This is a genomic window from Bradyrhizobium sp. (assembly GCF_030693485.1).
Lineage (GTDB): Bacteria > Pseudomonadota > Alphaproteobacteria > Rhizobiales > Xanthobacteraceae > Bradyrhizobium.
This window is the reverse complement of sequence record NZ_JAUYAN010000083.1, coordinates 1-17624: the sequence shown is the minus strand read 5'-3', so window position 1 is coordinate 17624 and position 17624 is coordinate 1. Positions and strand designations below refer to the sequence as shown.

Annotated in this window: 18 protein-coding genes; 4 read left to right on the top strand and 14 right to left on the bottom strand. The window is 63.8% G+C overall.

The window, feature by feature from the left end:
• Positions 1 to 884 (bottom strand): nitronate monooxygenase family protein (locus tag Q8N40_RS06325; RefSeq protein WP_305711204.1); only part of this gene is annotated, 884 nt, incomplete at its 3' end.
• Positions 885 to 988: 104 nt separating this feature from the next.
• On the opposite strand from Q8N40_RS06325, the gene Q8N40_RS06320 reads away from it, so the two are divergent.
• On the top strand, positions 989 to 2551 hold the full coding sequence (locus tag Q8N40_RS06320; RefSeq protein ID WP_305711203.1) for an AMP-binding protein: 1563 nt from the start codon (positions 989 to 991) through the stop codon (positions 2549 to 2551).
• Positions 2552 to 2636: 85 nt separating this feature from the next.
• Here the strand turns inward: Q8N40_RS06320 and Q8N40_RS06315 are convergent, their stop codons facing one another.
• From Q8N40_RS06315 to minC, 7 genes are all read right to left on the bottom strand, one after another.
• Positions 2637 to 3515, bottom strand: a complete 879-nt coding sequence (locus tag Q8N40_RS06315; RefSeq protein ID WP_305711202.1) for a lipid kinase — start codon at positions 3513 to 3515, stop codon at positions 2637 to 2639.
• Positions 3516 to 3664: 149 nt separating this feature from the next.
• The gene (locus Q8N40_RS06310) at positions 3665 to 5719 is read right to left on the bottom strand and encodes a hybrid sensor histidine kinase/response regulator (protein WP_305711201.1); all 2055 of its coding nucleotides are present in this window, start codon (positions 5717 to 5719) and stop codon (positions 3665 to 3667) included.
• Positions 5716 to 7215, bottom strand: coding sequence for an ATPase domain-containing protein (locus tag Q8N40_RS06305; RefSeq protein WP_305711200.1), 1500 nt, complete (start codon positions 7213 to 7215; stop codon positions 5716 to 5718). Before Q8N40_RS06305 ends, Q8N40_RS06310 begins: the two co-directional genes overlap by 4 nt.
• Before the next feature lie 164 nt (positions 7216 to 7379).
• The gene (locus tag Q8N40_RS06300; protein ID WP_305711199.1) at positions 7380 to 8153 is read right to left on the bottom strand and encodes a thioesterase family protein; all 774 of its coding nucleotides are present in this window, start codon (positions 8151 to 8153) and stop codon (positions 7380 to 7382) included.
• Between the two features lie 150 nt (positions 8154 to 8303).
• Complete coding sequence (gene minE, locus Q8N40_RS06295) at positions 8304 to 8579, bottom strand: cell division topological specificity factor MinE (protein ID WP_305322218.1); 276 nt, start codon at positions 8577 to 8579, stop codon at positions 8304 to 8306.
• Positions 8579 to 9394 (bottom strand): septum site-determining protein MinD, encoded by an 816-nt coding sequence (gene minD / locus Q8N40_RS06290; RefSeq protein ID WP_305322213.1) that lies wholly within the window; start codon positions 9392 to 9394, stop codon positions 8579 to 8581. The genes minE and minD overlap by 1 nt, the downstream gene beginning before the upstream one ends.
• Before the next feature lie 19 nt (positions 9395 to 9413).
• Entirely contained in the window at positions 9414 to 10106 is a 693-nt protein-coding gene (gene minC / locus Q8N40_RS06285) for a septum site-determining protein MinC (RefSeq protein WP_305711198.1), read from the bottom strand.
• Between the two features lie 655 nt (positions 10107 to 10761).
• Between minC and Q8N40_RS06280 the strand changes: the two genes are divergently transcribed.
• Together Q8N40_RS06280 and Q8N40_RS06275 are read left to right on the top strand one after the other, a co-directional pair.
• Complete coding sequence (locus tag Q8N40_RS06280) at positions 10762 to 11337, top strand: hypothetical protein (protein ID WP_305711197.1); 576 nt, start codon at positions 10762 to 10764, stop codon at positions 11335 to 11337.
• A gap of 52 nt (positions 11338 to 11389) precedes the next feature.
• Complete coding sequence (locus Q8N40_RS06275; RefSeq protein WP_305322217.1) at positions 11390 to 12958, top strand: ABC transporter substrate-binding protein; 1569 nt, start codon at positions 11390 to 11392, stop codon at positions 12956 to 12958.
• A gap of 56 nt (positions 12959 to 13014) precedes the next feature.
• Here the strand turns inward: Q8N40_RS06275 and Q8N40_RS06270 are convergent, their stop codons facing one another.
• The 6 genes from Q8N40_RS06270 to Q8N40_RS06245 all read right to left on the bottom strand — a co-directional run bounded on the left by Q8N40_RS06270 (position 13015) and on the right by Q8N40_RS06245 (position 17014).
• Positions 13015 to 13983, bottom strand: coding sequence for a nitronate monooxygenase family protein (locus Q8N40_RS06270; protein WP_305711196.1), 969 nt, complete (start codon positions 13981 to 13983; stop codon positions 13015 to 13017).
• Positions 13984 to 14077: 94 nt separating this feature from the next.
• Positions 14078 to 14686, bottom strand: coding sequence for a hypothetical protein (locus tag Q8N40_RS06265; protein WP_305711195.1), 609 nt, complete (start codon positions 14684 to 14686; stop codon positions 14078 to 14080).
• Between the two features lie 62 nt (positions 14687 to 14748).
• Positions 14749 to 15348, bottom strand: coding sequence for a YqaA family protein (locus Q8N40_RS06260; protein ID WP_305322442.1), 600 nt, complete (start codon positions 15346 to 15348; stop codon positions 14749 to 14751).
• A gap of 45 nt (positions 15349 to 15393) precedes the next feature.
• Entirely contained in the window at positions 15394 to 15819 is a 426-nt protein-coding gene (gene hisE, locus Q8N40_RS06255) for a phosphoribosyl-ATP diphosphatase (RefSeq protein WP_305322441.1), read from the bottom strand.
• Between the two features lie 127 nt (positions 15820 to 15946).
• Positions 15947 to 16399 carry a hypothetical protein gene (locus Q8N40_RS06250; protein ID WP_305711194.1) on the bottom strand — a complete coding sequence of 151 codons (453 nt, stop codon included), beginning with the start codon at positions 16397 to 16399 and terminating at the stop codon, positions 15947 to 15949.
• Positions 16400 to 16546: 147 nt separating this feature from the next.
• Entirely contained in the window at positions 16547 to 17014 is a 468-nt protein-coding gene (locus Q8N40_RS06245) for a hypothetical protein (protein ID WP_305711193.1), read from the bottom strand.
• 228 nt (positions 17015 to 17242) lie between these two features.
• Between Q8N40_RS06245 and Q8N40_RS06240 the strand changes: the two genes are divergently transcribed.
• Positions 17243 to 17624 (top strand): ABC transporter substrate-binding protein (locus tag Q8N40_RS06240; protein WP_305711192.1); only part of this gene is annotated, 382 nt, incomplete at its 3' end.

Genomic DNA, 17624 nt, shown 5'->3' with positions numbered 1-17624 from the left:
CCCGCGCTCCAGATATCGCGCCAGCGCGCCGGGCGGTTTTCGCGGGCGCCGATGTCGATGTCCTTGCCGATGTCGATCGCGCCGCGCGGCGGCAGGTTTTCAGGGTCGAGGCCGGCGGCGGCAATCGACGGCCGCAGCATGTTGGTCTGCAGGCCGGTGAAGGCGGTGGTCAGCAGAATATCGTCGGCGCTGCTGGCGACCAGCATCGCCTTGTACCTGGGGTCGGCCATGCTCTCGGCGGTGGCGATGAACTTGGTGCCCATATAGGCGAGGTCGCAGCCCAGCGCCTGCGCGGCGCGCAGCGCATGGCCGTCGCCGATGCCGCCGGCCAGCACGATCGGGCCATCGAAGAAGGCGCGCACCGCACGGACGAACACGAAGGGGTTGAGCCAGCCGGTCTGGCCACCCGCCCCCGCCGTCAGCAGCACCAGCCCGTCGGCGCCCGATGCCGCCGCGCGCTCGGCATGACGGATACTGGCGACGTCGGCGAAAACCAGCGCGCCGGCATCGTGCAACGCCGCCAGCACCGGCGCCGGCGAGCCGACCGAAGTGATGACGAGTTCGGGCCGGTGCCGCAGCAGCACCTGCAGATCGGCATCGAGCCGCGCGTTGGAGCGGTGCACGATCAGGTTCGGACAGATCGGCGCCGCGGGCTTTCCCGTTGCATCGGAATGAAGGCGCAGCCGGTCCTCGATATCGTTGAGCCAGCCATCGAGCTGTTCGGGGCTGCGGCAGTTCACCGTCGGAAACGAGCCGATCACGCCGTTGCGGCAGGCCGCCGCCACCAGCTCGACGCCGGACACCAGAAACATCGGCGCCGCGATCAGCGGCAGGCTGAGGCGGCCCTGAAAGCGCGCGAGAAGATCAGTCTGTTTCAAAGTCATTGTCCCCGCTTCCGCACTGATGCTAGCGTTTTCCCAACACTGGCACGAGCGAACGCCCAAGACAAAGCAGGCGTCAAAGCCAGTGACAAAACGCCGGAGGAAACATGTCCGATCCGCTCTATGCCCTTCCGCCCGCCTGCGCGCAGACGCTGCGTGCGCTGGCGCGCTATCCCCAGCGCACGGCGTTCTCCTGGTCGGGCGGATCGCTCAGCTATGCCGGCGCCGGCGATCTGATCGGCCGCATTCAAAAGGTGTTCATGCAGCTCGGACTGCAGCCTGGCTCGCGGGTCGCGCTGTTGTCCGCCAACCGCGTCGACAGCTGGTGCAGCGGCGTCGCCGCGCAACTGGCGCGGCTGTCGGTCACCTCGCTGCATCCGCTGGGCTCGCTCGACGACCAGTCGTTCCAGCTCGAGGATTCCGAAACCCAGGTGCTGGTGGTCGACGCCGATACGTTCCGCGATCGCGGCGGCGACCTCGCGGCAAGAGCCTCCAACCTGAAACACGTGTTCACGCTCGGCCCGGCCAGCTACGGCACCGACCTGCTGGCCGCGGTCGAGGCCGCCGGGAACGCCAGCCCGCGCAACTTTGCCGTTCCCGACGACATCGCCACGCTGAACTACACCGGCGGCACCACCGGCAGGTCAAAGGGCGCGCTGCGCTACCATCGCGAATATGCCGGTTTTGCCAACGCCATCCTGGCCGATTTCGAGATCCCGGATACGCCGAGCTATCTGACGGTGGCGCCGATCAGCCACGTCGCCGGCACCAAGGTGCTGCCGACGCTGATGCGCGGCGGCACTGTGCACCTGGTGAAGGGTTTTGATCCCGAAACGGTGCTCAAGACGATTGCCCGCGAGCGCATCAATTTTACCCTGCTGGTGCCGACCATGATCTACGTGTTGCTGGATCACCCCGCGCTCGACAAGACCGACCTTTCCTCGCTCGAACTGTTGCTCTATGGCGCATCGGCGATGTCGCCGAGCCGGCTGGTGGAAGGTATAGAGCGAATCGGGCCGGTGTTTTCGCAGCTTTACGGACAGACCGAATGCTATCCGATGTCGGTGCTGCGCAAGGCCGACCACGATCCGAAGACGCCGGAGCTGTTCACTTCCTGCGGCTTTCCGATTTCGGCCTGCGAGATCAGGGTACTCGACGACAACGACAGGGAAGTCGCGACCGGCGAAGCCGGCGAGATCTGCGTGCGCGCCCCGCATGTGATGGCCGAGTACTGGAAGCGGCCGGAACAAACCGCCGAAACCCTGAAGAACGGCTGGCTGCATACCGGCGACATCGCCCGCGCAGACGAGCGCGGCTATTTGTTCATCCTCGACCGCAAGAAGGACATGATCGTCTCCGGCGGGTTCAATATCTTTCCGCGCGAGATCGAGGACGTGCTGTCGCAACATGCCGATGTCGCGATGGTCGCCGTGGTCGGCGTACCCGACGACAAATGGGGCGAGGCGGTCACGGCGGTGGTGGTCGCGCGCGAAGGCGCCAGGCCGAACGCAGATGAGCTGATCGCCCTGGTGAAGGCGCGCAAGGGCGCGGCGCATGCGCCCAAGCACATCAAGTTCGTCACGGAGCTGCCGATGACCGGGGTCGGCAAGGTCGACAAGAAGGTGCTGAAAGCGGGCTTCTGGGCGGGCCGGGACCGGATGGTGGGATAGCGGGACGTCAACGCAGGGAAATCGGGCCGGCATGCAAGCCGACATGCAACAAGTGCCGCGCGGAAGCAACCGGGCCGGGCACAGGTCAGCTTTCCCCGGGCACGATCACTTCGATGGCTTTCGGCGACACGCTGAACACGGCGGGCGTTTGGGTGACGATCTCGCCGTCCGCATTTACAGGTCGAGGCCGCCGGGTCCGGATCTCGAAACGGCCGGCGCGCAGGGTGCGGACCTCATCCAGGGCGCCGTGCTCTCCGGTGCGGAATGAGCGAAGCATCAAGATCATTCGCCAGGTATTGACGAACTCCAGACTGTATAATCTGAGACTTTCGTCGTCGATCTCGGCATTCTTTTCGACGACGTTTCCGCCGCCGTAGTAACGTCCATTGCCGACGGCGATCTGGAGCGTCAGCGAGCGGTTTCGTCGGCCTTTACTGATAATGTCCGCACGGAACGGGCGGGCGCCTGCAAGGACGCGAAGCGCCGTAAGGGCGTAACCGAGCTTGCCGAAACGTCGTTTGGTCTCGGCCGTCAATTTCTCGGCCAGCTCGGCGCTGAGGCCAACACTGGCGACATTGAAGAACATCACGCCGTTGACGATGCCGACGTCGATTGACCGGACCCTGCCGCCGCCGATGATGTCGAGGGCAGACTCCAGGTCAGGCGGTATTCCCAGCGTCCGAGCCAGGTCGTTGGCGGTACCGAGCGGCAATATGCCCAGGGGACGCTTGATCTCGGCCAGGCCGGCTGCGGCTGCATTCAAGGTGCCGTCACCGCCGCCGATGATAACCATGTCAGCATGCGCGCCCTCCCTCACAATCAGCGGCGACAGCTCTTCCCGGCTGTCGCACTCCTTGTGGATGGGATCGATCCCGAGTCTTCTGAGCCCTTCAATGACTTCAGTGTGAGAATCGCTTCCGCTGCGGCTGTTTCCATTGATGATCAAGAGCGCTCTTTTGGTCATCTCGGTTCGTGTACCCTTCAATGGTTACATGCGAATGGCACAGCCACTGCTTCCGTCAATATCCCCGCGTGCAATTTCAGGTCGACCCTTTGCGGAGCAAGAACAAAGCGCTCCAAGGCCATTGCGGCCGGGAATTCATCTATGCGACTTCACCCCAGCATCTGATCGAGCCGATCGCGCAGCTGGTCCTGGTGATAGGGCTTTGCCAGCCGCGGCAGATCGAGCTGGGAGCCCTCGGGCAATTCGGCATAGCCGGTGGCGAGCAGGATCGGCAGTGACGGCCGCACTTCGCGGGTCGCCGCCGCCAGTTCGAGCCCGGTCATGCCGGGCATCACATGGTCCGTCATCATCAGGTCGATCGGCTGCTCGCTCCTCAGGATATCGAGCGCATGCCGGCCGGAACTGACGCCGATCACGTGATGGCCGAGGTCTTCCAGCATTTCGGTGGTCGACATCGCGATCAGCGGATCGTCATCGACAAACAGGATCACCGCCGAGCGCTCGACCTTCGGCGCTCTATGCAGCGGGGCTTCCGTCTCGGGCGCCGAGGTGGCGACCGGCAGCAACAAGGTCGCGGTGGTGCCCTTCCCCAGCGTGCTGGAAAGCTGCAGCGCGCCGCCGAGCTGAACCGCGAGGCCGTGCACCATCGACAGCCCGAGCCCGGTGCCCTTGCCCAGCGGTTTCGACGAGAAGAACGGCTCGATCGCCTTCTTCAGAATGTCCGGCGACATGCCCTTGCCGTTGTCGATGACCGACAATTTCAGGTAGTCGCCGGACTCCAATGCGGGGTCGCCGCTGGCGCGGTATCTGGCGACGCGGATGTCGATCGTTCCGCTGTCCTCCATGGCGTCGCGTGCGTTGATGGCGAGATTCAGGATCGCCAGCTCGAGCTGGTTGGCGTCGATCCGTGCCGGCGGCAATCCCTCGGGAATGTCCAGCCGCAGTGCCACCCGCGGTCCGAGCGAGCGCTCGAGCAGATCGCCCATGCCCTGGATCAGGCTGCGCAAATCCACCGCCACCGCGCGCAAATCCTGCTGGCGCGCGAACGCCAGCAGGCGCTGGGTCAGCGACGCGCCGCGCTCGGCGCCCTGCAGCGCGCCGTCGATCAGACGGTGCAGGCGTGGATCGTCGGGTATGCGCTTGCGCAGCAAATCGAGGTTACCCATCACCGCCATCAGCAGATTGTTGAAATCATGCGCGACGCCGCCGGTGAGCTGGCCGATGGTCTCCATCTTCTGGGCCTGGCGCAGTTGCTCCTGCGCCCTTTCGCGCGCCGCGACTTCCTTCATCAGATCGGTGGTGCGTTGCTCGACCCGCTGTTCCAGCGTGGCGGTCAGTTCCGCCAGCGCGGTTCGCTCGGCCGCCAGCTGCGCCAGCAGGTTCTCGCGCTCGATTTCGGCGAGCTTGCGCGCGGTGATATCAGAGGAAACGCCGACCAGCGATTTGATGCTGCCGTCCGGAGCGCGAACCGCGCGCGAACGGACGTCGATCCAATGCTGCGATCCGTCGGGCCAGATCGCACGGTATTCGATGCTGTAGTCGCGCCCGGTCAGAATCGTTCGCTCAAGTACCTCGGCACGTCGCGCACGATCTTCGGGATGAACCGAGGCCAGCAGGTCCTGGTAGGAAAACGATTCGTCGGGCCTGCGACCGAAAAACGCCTTGCAGGTGTCGGAAGCCTCGAGTTCGAACCCGGGCAGATGCAACTCGAGCGCACCGAGGGAGCCGGCCCTGAGCGCGGTCTGCAGCAGGTTCTCGCTTTCGGTGAGATCGGCGAGAATGGCGCGGGTCTGGTACTGGCGGCGGCGGCCGCGAATGGCGGAGCCGACGATGCTCACCAGCGTGGTCGGGTGAAACGGCCGCTCGATGAAGGTGACGTTGCCCAGCACCTGTCCGAGCCGAACCGCGTCCGGATTGCGCTCGGGACCGCCGCCCTGGCGCGTCAGCAGCACGATCGGAAAATCTGACCATGACGGCTGATCGGTGAGCCAGCGCATCAGGCCACGCAGGTCGGCGGTCTTGATCGCCTCGTCGGCGATCACCGCTAGACCGGCGCCTCGCTCGATCTCCTGAAGCAGCCCGGCAATGTCGCCGCAGACACCGGCGTAGAAACCTGCTTCCCTGATCAGCGCCGCGGCCACCGCCGCGTCGCGTCCAGTCGGCGCCAGGATCAAGGCGCGCTCGGACGAGGCTCCCGGTTTCACAAGTCCTGCTCCTGTAACAGCGGCCGGCCTTCGCCGACATAGATCGGCACACCGCGAAGCACGCCCTGAAAGCCGTCGAGCGGCGCGCCGAAGGTGAGGCCCCGGCCGTCGATGCGGTATTCGCGGATGGTCGATTCATGCGCGCCGGTGCGCTTCTTGATGATCGACACCGCGCGGCGCACGGTGCCGATCGCCTCGAAGTAGCGCAGCAGGATCACGGTATCGGCCAGATAGGTGACGTCGACCGGGGCCTTCATGTCGCCGACCAGCCCGTGCTGCGCCACCGTCATGAAGGTCGCCGCGCCCCGGCGGTTCAGATATTGCAGCAATTCGTGCATGTGCAGGATCAGCGAATTTTCCTCGGGCATCGCCGCCTGATAGCCGTTGAGGCTGTCGATCACCACGGTCTTGATCTGATCCTCATCGACCCGCTTGCGGACGCGGTGGGCGAACTCGCCGGGCGTCAGTTCCGCGGCGTCGACCTGCTCGATGACGAGGTTGCCGCTGCGCTGCATCTCCTCCAGGTCGATGCCAAGGCCCTTCATGCGCGAGAACAGCAGGCCGAGTTCCTCGTCGAACACGAACAGCGCGGCCTTCTCGCCTCGCTTGATCGCGGCGACGACAAATACGATGGTGGCAAGGGATTTGCCGGTGCCGGCGGGCCCGAGAATCAATGTGCTCGAACCGGTTTCGACGCCGCCGCCCAGCAACAGGTCGAATTCCGCGATGCCGCTCGACACCTTGTTGCGGGTGAAGTTACTGCGATATTCCGACGCCACCAGCCGCGGAAAAACGTTGAGGCCGCCGGTCGTGATGGTGACATCGTGGTAGCCGCCACGAAATTTCACCCCGCGATACTTGATGACGCGCGCGCGCCTGCGCTCCGCGCCATAGGCCGGCGCCAGTTCTTCGAGCCGCAGCACGCCATGGGCGACGCTGTGCACGGTCTTGTCGGCGACGTCGGCGGTGAGGTCGTCAAGCAGCAATACGGTGGTATTGAACTGCGCGAAGTAGTGCTTGATCGCAAGGATCTGCCGCCGGTAGCGCAGCGAACTTTGCGCCAGCAGGCGGATTTCGGACAGGCTGTCGAGCACCACCCGGTCCGGCCGCGTGCGCGCGACCGCCTCGAAAATCTGCTTGGTGGTTTCGCCGAGTTCGAGATCGGACGAATATAGCAGGCTCTGCTGCTGTTCGGAATCGAGCAGGCTTTCCGGCGGCAGCAATTCGAACACCTCGATACCGTCGTCCAGCGACCAGCCATGCGAGCGTGCGCCGTCGCGCAATTCGCGCTCGGTCTCGGACAGGGTGATGTAAAGGCATTTCTCGCCGGCCTTGGCGCCCTCGAGCAGGAATTGCAGCGCCACGGTGGTCTTGCCGGTCCCGGGGGCGCCTTCGGCAAGGAAGACATGCCCGCGCGTGAATCCGCCCGACAGAATGTTGTCGAGCCCCCAGATTCCGGTTTTAGCCTTGTCTGCACGTATTTTAACAGAGTTCATGTAACCCCCTGACCGGGGAAAAAACCGCCACAGTGTCCAACCGTTCCCAACAATGGAACTTTTTTTGCGGGAACAAATCAGGCGGTTCACGCACATGCGCGCGACAGGGCTTCATGTTTGCGACTGGATACCGGACAAGGCCTGCCCGGCGATGTCGCGTATCGCTAGCGCTTCTCGATCACCAGGCTCTGCACGGCGCGGCCGAAATAACCCCTGGTATCCGCGAGCCGCGCCATCGCGAGGCCGGCGCCATCGGGACCGATCCAGGACTCCGCATCAAGCAGGATCCATTCCCCGACCGGCTGGCGCGCAAAACTGACGGTGAGATCGGCATTGATGAACGTCCATTGCCGGAAATCCAGTACCGCGGAAGTGCCGTTGCAGAAATCCGCCGCGACCACCGCGCGCATCGCCTGCGACACCGGCGAACCCTCGACCAACGGCCGGTCGGCGCGGTACCAGATCGCGCCGGGACCGGGCACGCCGAAACTGCCGCGGGCGGCGCGCAGCGACATGCCCGATACGAACGGGCTCGATGAAAAATTCGCCGGCTCGACGCGCGATTGATCCGGCCCCGGCCATTCGACCGGCAAGTCCCGAACCTCCGGCGGCAGCGCCAGCGTCTGGCTCTTGATCTTGAGCACGGTGGCGCCGACCACGACGGCATCGCCGGCGCGCAGACGGATGGCGCACAGCTGGATCTTGCGCCCTTCCCGCAGCACCTCGGTCTCAAGCGTCAGCGGCGCCACCGGCACCGGGCGCATCAGGTCGATGGTGACGCGCGCGATTTGCATCGGCACCGGCGTCGCAATCGCCTCGGCCGCCCACACCACCAGCGACGCCGGCGCCGAGCCGTGCTGCATGCCGGGATCCCATGGCCCGGCTGCATTCGGACTGGTGAGGACGCGATTGCCGTCCACGCGAAAAATGGCGTCCATCAAATCAATTCCGTTTTCCGCCGGGTTCCAGGCGTGGCGAGGCGTGCGACCGCCCGTCCGGCCCCGCAGAAACCAAGCACGACGCGCCCGCGCGATCCGCGCCGAACGCGCCCGGATGATCGACGACGGCGCGAAGGGTGCGACCGATGGTCAACCGGCGACCGCCACGGACCTCTCAAAGCCGTTGGGCACTTCGATATCGACCTCAAGCGTCGATACGTGTTTGCCGCGCTCCATTTTGACGATGACCTTTTCCGGATCAAGCACGACGTGCCGCGAAACAACGGCAAGAATCTCGGCCCGCAGCAAGCCCAGCAGTTCCGGCTGGCTGCGCATACCGCGTTCATGGGCGAGCAAAATCTGCAGCCGTTCCCGTGCGACAGGCGCGGAAGCAGTACGGCCACCGAGAAGCCGCAGCAGATTCATCATGCTGCCCTCCGTCCCAGCAGCCGGTCCATCAGGCCCTTGCGCTCGGTCGGCACCACCATGGTGATGGTTTCGCCCATCAGACGCCGCGCCGCGTCGACATAGGCGCGAGCCGGCGCGCTGGCGGCGTTGTTCAGCGTCACAGGCGATCCGACGTTCGACGCCCGCAGCACGTCCTGGCTTTCCGGAATGATCCCGAGCAGCGGCGTCGCGAGGATCTCGAGAATGTCATCGATGCTGAGCATTTCGCCGCGCGCGGCTCGCCCCGAATCGTACCGCGTTATCAGCACATGCTTCTCCACCCGCTCGCCTCTTTCGGCCCTGACGGTCTTCGAGTCGAGCATGCCGATGATCCGGTCGGAATCGCGCACCGAGGAGACTTCGGGATTCGTGACGATGACGGCCTCATCGGCGTAGCGCATCGCCAGCGTCGCGCCGCGTTCGATTCCCGCCGGGCTGTCACAGAGGATCCAGTCGAACCGGGTGCGCAGATCGGCGATAATGCCGCCGACGCCCTCGTCCGTCAGCGCGTCCTTGTCCCTGGTCTGGGACGCGGGAAGCAGCCACAGATTCTCAAGGCGCTTGTCGCGGATCAGGGCCTGCGAGAGCTTGGCAACGCCCTGCACCACATTGATGAGGTCGAACACGACCCGCCGTTCAGCCCCCAGCACGAGGTCGAGGTTGCGCAGGCCGACGTCGAAATCGACCACCACCACCTTCTCGCCCAATTGCGCCAGCGCCGCGCCGAGCGCGGCCGTCGATGTGGTTTTTCCGACGCCGCCCTTGCCGGACGTCACGACCAGTACCTTGGCCATTCTTTGCTCCCTTAACCGGTTAATGCAGCGCTGTGATTCTCATGGCGTCGCCTTCCAGCCACGCCTGGGCTGGTCGATGGCGCAGAGAGGTGTCGATTTCTTCGGCAGTCTGGTAGTAGCCGTCGATGGCCAGCAGTTCTGCCTCGATCTTCTGGCAAAAAATGCGCGCGGTTGCGTTGCCATTGACTCCCGCCATCGCCCGCCCGCGAAGCGTCCCGTAGATGTGGATCGAGCCACCGGCGACGATTTCCGCGCCGGAGCCGACCGAACCCAGAACGGTCACGTCGCCTTCGATGAACACTACCGACTGGCCGGAACGCACCGGGGTTTCGAGCAGTAGAGAGGTCGATTTCGGTTTGGCTTGTGGCTTCTCGGCTTCGCTCTGCTTGACCAGGCAGTGGCGCCCGCCCGTGAGCAGGGGCGGCAGGCTCTTAGCCGCCTGCCCCGCGTCGACGCCTTCGATCCCGAGCACTCGGATGTTCCGCTGCTCCAGGCTCGCGACGAGATGCGCGATCGCGGATTGACTGAGGTTGAGCGCGGAGAGATCAAGCACCACCGGCTTGCCGACAAAAAAACCGGGCGAGCGCGCGATCGTGGCGTCCAGTTCTTCGAGCCAGCCCGCGATCGGCACTACGGGGCAAAACACGAACGCCACGTATGAGCGCCCCCGCAGGCGAACCAGTTGTCGCGTTGACTCCGCTACTGCGTTCATGGGGTATCGACTCGCCTTTCTTATCGAATGGTTAAGGATCGGCGGTCTTGGTTAACGGTTCGTTAACGGCCCCGGTTATTCGGCGACAAGCCGCCCGGTCACATCGTGTTGAAGCCATTCCCGCCCTTCTCATAGGCCAACGTTGCAATTCGGCATCCGGCAACCGTGGGCTTATTTTGTCGAGTTTGTGGCCGTCCCGCGCCTTCGATAGCTGCGGTTAATGCCTGCTACCAATGATCTTCGCACGATTTCGCGGTTACGCCGAAAGCTGTTGATCGGCAAAAACTAACCTCAATTCAGTCGAGGTTCGGACCTAATAATGTCTCGCCCCAGTTCCATCACATCCCAGTGACTTCGCCGGCGCAATTGCCGGCAGGTCATTTCCGCCGTCGTTCACGACGGATATTTGCCGGGGACAAAGGCAATGGAAGGGGTGGGAACGGCGCGGTCGCGCGATTTCAATCGCCGGCTGAGGAACGAAGCGGATGATGCAGATATCGCGTCTGCATCTTTGATTCAAATTCCAGGACCGAACTTATCATCTTGTTCAGTTCGATCGTCCAATCGTGCCAGAAAAAACCTCCACTGTTCAGTTCCCGTGGCGCCAGCGCCCGCGGTGCCATTCCCAAGCGTTATCGTAATGAGGAGTAGCGTAATGAGTAGTTTGAGTGACCACGACCGTCTCAGCCCCAACGATCCCGAGTACTATGCACCGCGCTGGTTGCGCGAAAGACCGGAGTCTTGGCCACCGCTGTCGAAGGAAACAGGATCCGAATCCCCGAGACCTCCGACCTCGCCGCCGGCCTCTCTCGATACCCAGCTCGAGAACTCTGTTTCCAATGCCCTGTGGCACTCGCTCGACCCCGAAGTCATCCACGAACCGCCGGGGTTGGCGAGCGAACTGGATCGGCGCAAGGCGCTCTTCAGCGTCGCCGGCCGCTTCGCGGCCGCCATCGGCGTTTCGGCCATCGTGGCACTGTTCTTCGTGATCATGATTCCCGCGGCCCGGCAACCCGACAACGGAACCCTCTCCGGCATGGTCCAGTCGGTAAAGGCGGCTATCCAGCCAAGCGCCAAAGACGATGGGCTGAAACCCGCGACTGCGGAGTTTCAGACGATTCTGGCGTCTACCCAAAATTCTTCGACCGTGGTGACGCGCGAGCAATCCGAACGACTGCTTCAACAATTTGTCCAGTGGCGCCAGAAGCCGGCACCAAGCCAAGCGCCTTGATCAACAACACAAGCAGGGGAGGGTGACGATGCTGCCTGATGATGGGTCCAACATGACCACGGTCTCGCGGAGCGTGCGACACCCTCCCTGGATAGCGCTGTTGATCAGCATCTTGTTCGCAGGCGCCGCCGCCGCGGCGCCTGGCAGCAACGCCGAAGTCGTTCGCGACCTGGCAAGCCGCGTCGGACCCATCGTCGGCTCGGCGCTAGCGTGCCGGGACATCGCACGGCCCCGGATCCAGGCGATCGTCGACAAGTTCGCGGCCGTGATCAGGGAAGCCTCGTCCAGCGAGGCGGAGCGGGCCAACCTCACCCAGATTCTCGATCGCAGTGTGGCGGAAGGCCGCAACGCCGTGACTTCAGGGCAGAGCGATTGTAAGTTGGCCGACCGCCAGCTTGCGGACCTCGAACGCTCGATCGCCGCGCCGAGCCTTGCGGCCGCTCTCGGACCGTCATCCGCGGTCGCCGCCACTTCAACCGCGCCGGTCCCCACAAGCCCGCCCCAGCGCGGAATCACCGACCGGGAAATCCGGTTCGGGATCGCAGCTGCCTTTTCCGGCGCTTCAAAAGAGCTTGGGCGCCAGATGAAACTGGGGATCGATGCCGCCTTCAACCGGACCAACGACGCCGGAGGCATCGAGGGCCGGATGCTCCGGCTGATCGCGGCCGACGACGGTTATGAGCCGACACGGACCATCGAGGCCATGAAGCAGCTTTATGAGAAAGATCAGGTCTTCGGCATCATTGGAAATGTCGGAACCCCCCCGGCGGCCGTTGCGATTCCATACGCACTCGAGAGGCGGATGCTGTTCTTCGGCGCCTTCACCGGCGCGGGTCTGCTCCGAAACGATCCACCCGATCGCTATGTATTCAACTATCGTGCGAGCTACGTGCAGGAAACCGATGCCGTGGTGCGCTATCTGGTGAAACTGCGCCGGCTGCGGCCCGCGCAGATCGCCGTTTTCGCGCAGCAGGACTCCTACGGGGACGCGGGATTCGTCGGCGTTGCCAAGGCATTTCGCGCGCTCGGAGCCAATGACAGCACGATAGTGCGGCTCAATTACAAGCGTAACACCGTGGATGTGGATGATGCGGTCAATCAGCTTAAGGCGCAGAAGACGCCGATCAAGGCGGTGGTCATGGTGGCAAGTTATCGAGCCGCCGCAAAATTCATTGAAAAGACCCGCGACCTCTATCCTCAGATGATCTACACCAACGTGTCGTTCGTGGGCAGCACCGCCCTTGCCGATGAACTGCTGCTGTTGGGCACGCGCTATGCCGCCGGCGTCGTGGTGACCCAGGTGGTGCCGGCGGTTTCCGGCTATTCGAGCGCGGTTCTCGAATACAAGAATGCGCTTGCCAAGTATTTCCCCGGCGAGTCGCCGGACTACGTGTCGCTTGAGGGCTATGTTGCGGCAAACATCCTGATCCAGGCTCTCAAACGTACCGGACCGCAGCTCGATACCGAGAAACTCATCGATACCCTGGAGACGATGCGTAACCTCGACCTGGGTCTCGGAACCTCTCTCAGTTTTGGCCGCGCTGAGCACCAGGCTTCGCAAAAGGTCTGGGGGACGGCGCTGGATGAAAACGGGAAGTATCAGCCGATCGAGCTTGAATGATACCTGCGCGATTGCCGGTCGCGGTCAATGGTGCGGGGACAAACGAAGCCACCGCATCACAGCGGCGGATCGATCGCCTCGTCGTATTCCTTCTTGAACCGCGCGATCAATTCGGCGGCGGGGACGATCTTGCCGACGCTGCCGACGCCCTGCCCCGAGCCCCAGATTTCCTTCCAGGCTTTCGGCTTGGCGCGCTCGCCCGAGGCGTCGGTGCCGAAGCTCATCTTGGAGGGATCCGACTCCGGAAGATTGTCCGGGTCCATGCCGGCCGCGACGATCGACGGCTTCAGGTAATTGCCGTGCACGCCGGTGAACAAATTGGAATAGACGATGTCTTCGGCCGACGACGTCGTGACCATCTGCTTGTAAGCCTCTACCGCATTGGCCTCCTTGGTAGCGATGAAGGCGGAGCCGATATAGGCAAAGTCGGCGCCGAGAATCCGCGCCGCGCGGATGGCGCGGCCATTGCCGATCGCACCCGACAGCGCGATCGGTCCGTCGAACCATTGCCGGGTCTCGGCCACGAAGGCCAGGGGCGAGATCTCGCCGGCATGGCCGCCGGCGCCGGCGGAGACCAGGATCAGGCCGTCGGCGCCCTTCTCGACCGCCTTGTGCGCGAACTTCTGGTTGATCACGTCGTGAAACACGATGCCGCCCCAGCGATGAGCGGCCTGGTTGAGTTCTTCACGGGCGCCGAGCGAGGTGATGATCATCGGCACCTTGTGCTTCTCGCAAAGCGCCAGATCCTGATCGAGCCGGTTGTTCGATTTATGCACGATCTGGTTCACCGCGAACGGCGCCGACAGCCGCTCGGGATGCGCCTTGTCATGCGCGGCCAGTTCTTCCTTGATCCGGACCAGCCACTCGTCGAGCAGGGCCGGCGGGCGCGCGTTCAGCGACGGGAACGATCCGACGATCCCCGCCTTGCACTGCGCGATCACGAGATCGGGCACCGAAATGATGAACAGCGGCGCACCGATCACCGGAATCGACAGACGGCCCTTGAACAGAGCAGGCATGGACATTCGAAAAATCCTCTTGGTTAAGCGCGGTCGATCTCAACCCAACAAGGCAATCTTTCCAGTGTCAAGTATTGCGTTTTGACGCTACGTTTCGACGTTACTGGCACAGCGCGCGGGTGACGTAATTCTCGGTCCGGCAGTCGCCCGGCTCGCGCTTTCGGCCCGGCAGGTACGCCTTGGCCGAGCATTTTTCGGCGGCGTCGGTATCGAGGCTCTTGCCTTCCTGATGGCCCTTGCTCTGGCACAGCTTGTCGGCGCCGGCCTTGCAGTCCGGCGCGCCATTGGCCGAAACCGGGCAGGCCATCCGCCCGGTCACCATCAGGGAAGGCTTGGCGATGCGCGACAGGCTATCGCCAGCATCCCTGGTGACATCCCTGGCGCGCGTATTCAAATCCTCGATGGCCTCCTGCGGGCTCTTCAGGGTGGGCAGGATGGATTTGGATTTTTCCCACAATTTTCCGAGTTCGTTGATCAGGCCCGGATTCTCCGGCGGCGATGGCGGGGCAGGCTCATTCTGCTGCGGGGCAGGCGGCTGGGGCCGGTCCGGCACCGATGGCTGGGCCGGCGACTGGACGCCGAGCGACGGCGGCGGCGACGCCTGCGGCCACGCCGCGGTGCTGGCCAGCGCGAATATCGACAGCGCCGCGCCTGCAGTCGCGACCCGCGTCCTGAACAGCGCGGGAAAGTTGCCGGGTGAATCGTGCATGCCCGAAGCGTAACCCGAAGCCGTGGAGCGGCAAAGCATTTCAAGACGGGGTGGACGAGGTATCAGATCAACTTGAATGCGACCACAAACCCTAGCACCAGCACGACGGCACCGAGCGCCACCCACAGTCCCAGACGCTTCTCGATCTGCATCCGGATCCATTCGCCGTAGCGGTTGAGCAGGATGGCGACGAAAAAGAAGCGGCCGCCGCGGGCGATGATCGAGCACAGGATAAACAGCCAGATGTTGTAATCGGCAAAGCCCGAGGTGATCGTCACCAGCTTGTAGGGAATCGGCGTCAGGCCCTTGCCGATGATGATCACGGCGCCCCATTCGGCATAGGAGGCGCGGAATGCCTCGACCTTGCCGCTGAGACCGTAAATCTGGATCAGCCATTGCCCGAGCGAATCATAGAGCAGCGCGCCGATGGCATAGCCGACGATGCCGCCCAGCACCGAAGTCACGGTGCAGACCATGGCATAGAACCAGGCCCGCTCCGGCCGCGCCAGCGCCATCGGGATCAGCATCACATCTGGCGGCACCGGAAAGAACGAGCTTTCCGCGAACGACACCGCGCCCATGATCCAGACCGAATAGGGCTTGTGGGCGGACTCGATGCACCAATCGTAAATTCGTCTCAGCATGGCGCGATGAACCACCATGGAGCGAATTTGTCCATGCCGCCAAATGCGGGAATTTTGGGAGGTTCAGTGCCGCTTTCGCAGGCTACGGCCCTCAAGCGCGACAATTCGTCGCCGGACCGCTGCGGACGCGGCTGTGGGCGCGGTGGTCGTGGCGGTTCGCTTGGACATCTTGGGCGACGATTTCGGCAGCTTCTCCGCGATTCCAAGCAGATGCTCGCGCCGCTCCATCTCGCGCCAGACGTCCTCGGGCCGCACGCCGGCCGAAGCCCACAAGACGGTGAGATTGTAGAGCAGATCGGCGCTCTCGCGGACCACCGCATCGGAATTGCCGTTGACGGCATCGATCACGACCTCGATGGCTTCTTCCGCCAGTTTTTTGGCCATCTTGGCCGGGCCACGCTGAAACAGCCGTGCGGTTCGCGACGTGGCCGGATCGAGATCCTTGGCCGCGACGACAGCCAGATAAAGCCGTTCGAGCGAATCACCCATCCTCCGAACCTAGTCGAAACCGATGGAAAGCGTGTTAACGGCCGGTTTCCTGCCCGCGCCCACACAAGAAAAATCCGCCGGCATCATTAAGCTGCCGGCGGATCAAATTCAGTTCGGAAGCCGACGCTTACCAGCTGGCGATCGGGTGACCGTTGAAGCGGGGTACGCCCGCCTTCGAGCCATAATATCCGCCGCCGTAATAGCCGCCGCCGTAATAGGGCTGACTTCCATAATAGGGATCGCCGCCCCCATAATAGACCGGGCCAGCGCCGTAATAGGCCGGCCCACCGCCATAGTAATAGCCCCGGTGGTTTTGGGCCGCGGCGATAGCGATACCGGTGCCGACGATACCGGCGAAGGCGGCCGCCGCAGCGGCGCCACCGCCGCCGCGGTGATAACGCCGGCGCTGGGCGCTGAAGTCGGTGCTGTCGCTGGCGGCGGCCGTCGACAGGCCCTGGCCTGCGGGCAAGGATCCGGCACGAGCCGTTGATGGCTCGAACGCGGTCAACGCCACGGCCGCGACCGTCGCCGCGACAGCGGCGCGGCCGATCGATGAAAGCAAAGTCTTACGCACGAGCATCTCGATGTCCTCCGTGATCAATGGGCCTGACAGGCCTGGTATAGCTAACCATCAGGCCCTTGGCAGCTTCCCTGGGCGCATCAGGCAAACAATCCGCTGGCATCTTTAAAGGCGCCGGCGGATCAAATTCGTCCCGAAAGTCGACGGTTACCAGTTGTGATGGGGCGTCAGGGTGTCGAAGGCGCCGCCGCGGCCGTAGTGGTTGCTGGGATAACCGCCTCGATAATGGCCGCCGCCGTAGTAAGGCTGGCTGCGATAATATTGCTGGCCGCCACCGTAGTAGACCGGGCCACCGCCGTAATAGCGCGGGCCGTTGTCATAGTAATAGTGCCGGCGGTTCTGGGTCGCAGCGATTGCAATGCCGGTGCCGACAATACCTGCAATAGCAGCCGCCGCTGCAGCGTTACCGCCGCGACGATAACGCCGGCGCTGGGAGCTAAAGTCGGAGGCGTGGCTGGTCGCAGCCGTCGAAAGGCCCTGGCCAGCGGGGGCGGAAACGGGGGCGGATTCGGCGCGCGCCGTTGACGGCTCGAACGCGGTCACCGCCAGCGCGGCGACTGTCGCCACGACAACGGCGCGGCTGATCGATGAAAACAAGGCTTTACGCGCGAACATCTCAATGTCCTCCGTGGTCGTCTGGCCTGGCAGGCCTCGGATGACTAACCACTGGCCACATATTAGGTTCCCCAATCCGAATGCAAGCTGAACGATCGGTGTCGAAATCGTGGCACTCATCGCCCGTTCAGGTTCGATGCGACAGTATGCCCCCTCCCGCGCCCGATACGCCATGAAACCAGCATAACCGGCGCCGCAACTGACGTCGGACCGCCTGAAGTAATCGCAATGCGTGCAATTTCGACCAATGCAGCTCGCTGCCTCCTGACGTTGATGCTGGGCCTGCTCGGTCTTGGATCCAGCGCTTGGGAATGCGGGGCAGCGGGCGAAACGCGACCGCCGGTCGCGATCCAGTTTTCCCTCGACCGGCCGATCGATGCCAGCGCCGCCCCGTTCGTGCTTGCAGCGAGCCGGGGCTTGTTCGGTTCGGAGGGGCTGGCGGTCAGCACCAATATCGCCAGCGGATCGGTTGACGGTATCGCCCGAGTCGCCGCGGGGACCAGCGACGTCGCGCTGGTCGACATCAACGAATTGATCCGGTTTCGCGACAAGCCCGGGGCGCGCCCGATCAAGGCGGTATTCGTGCTGTTCAACAAGGCGCCCTACGCCA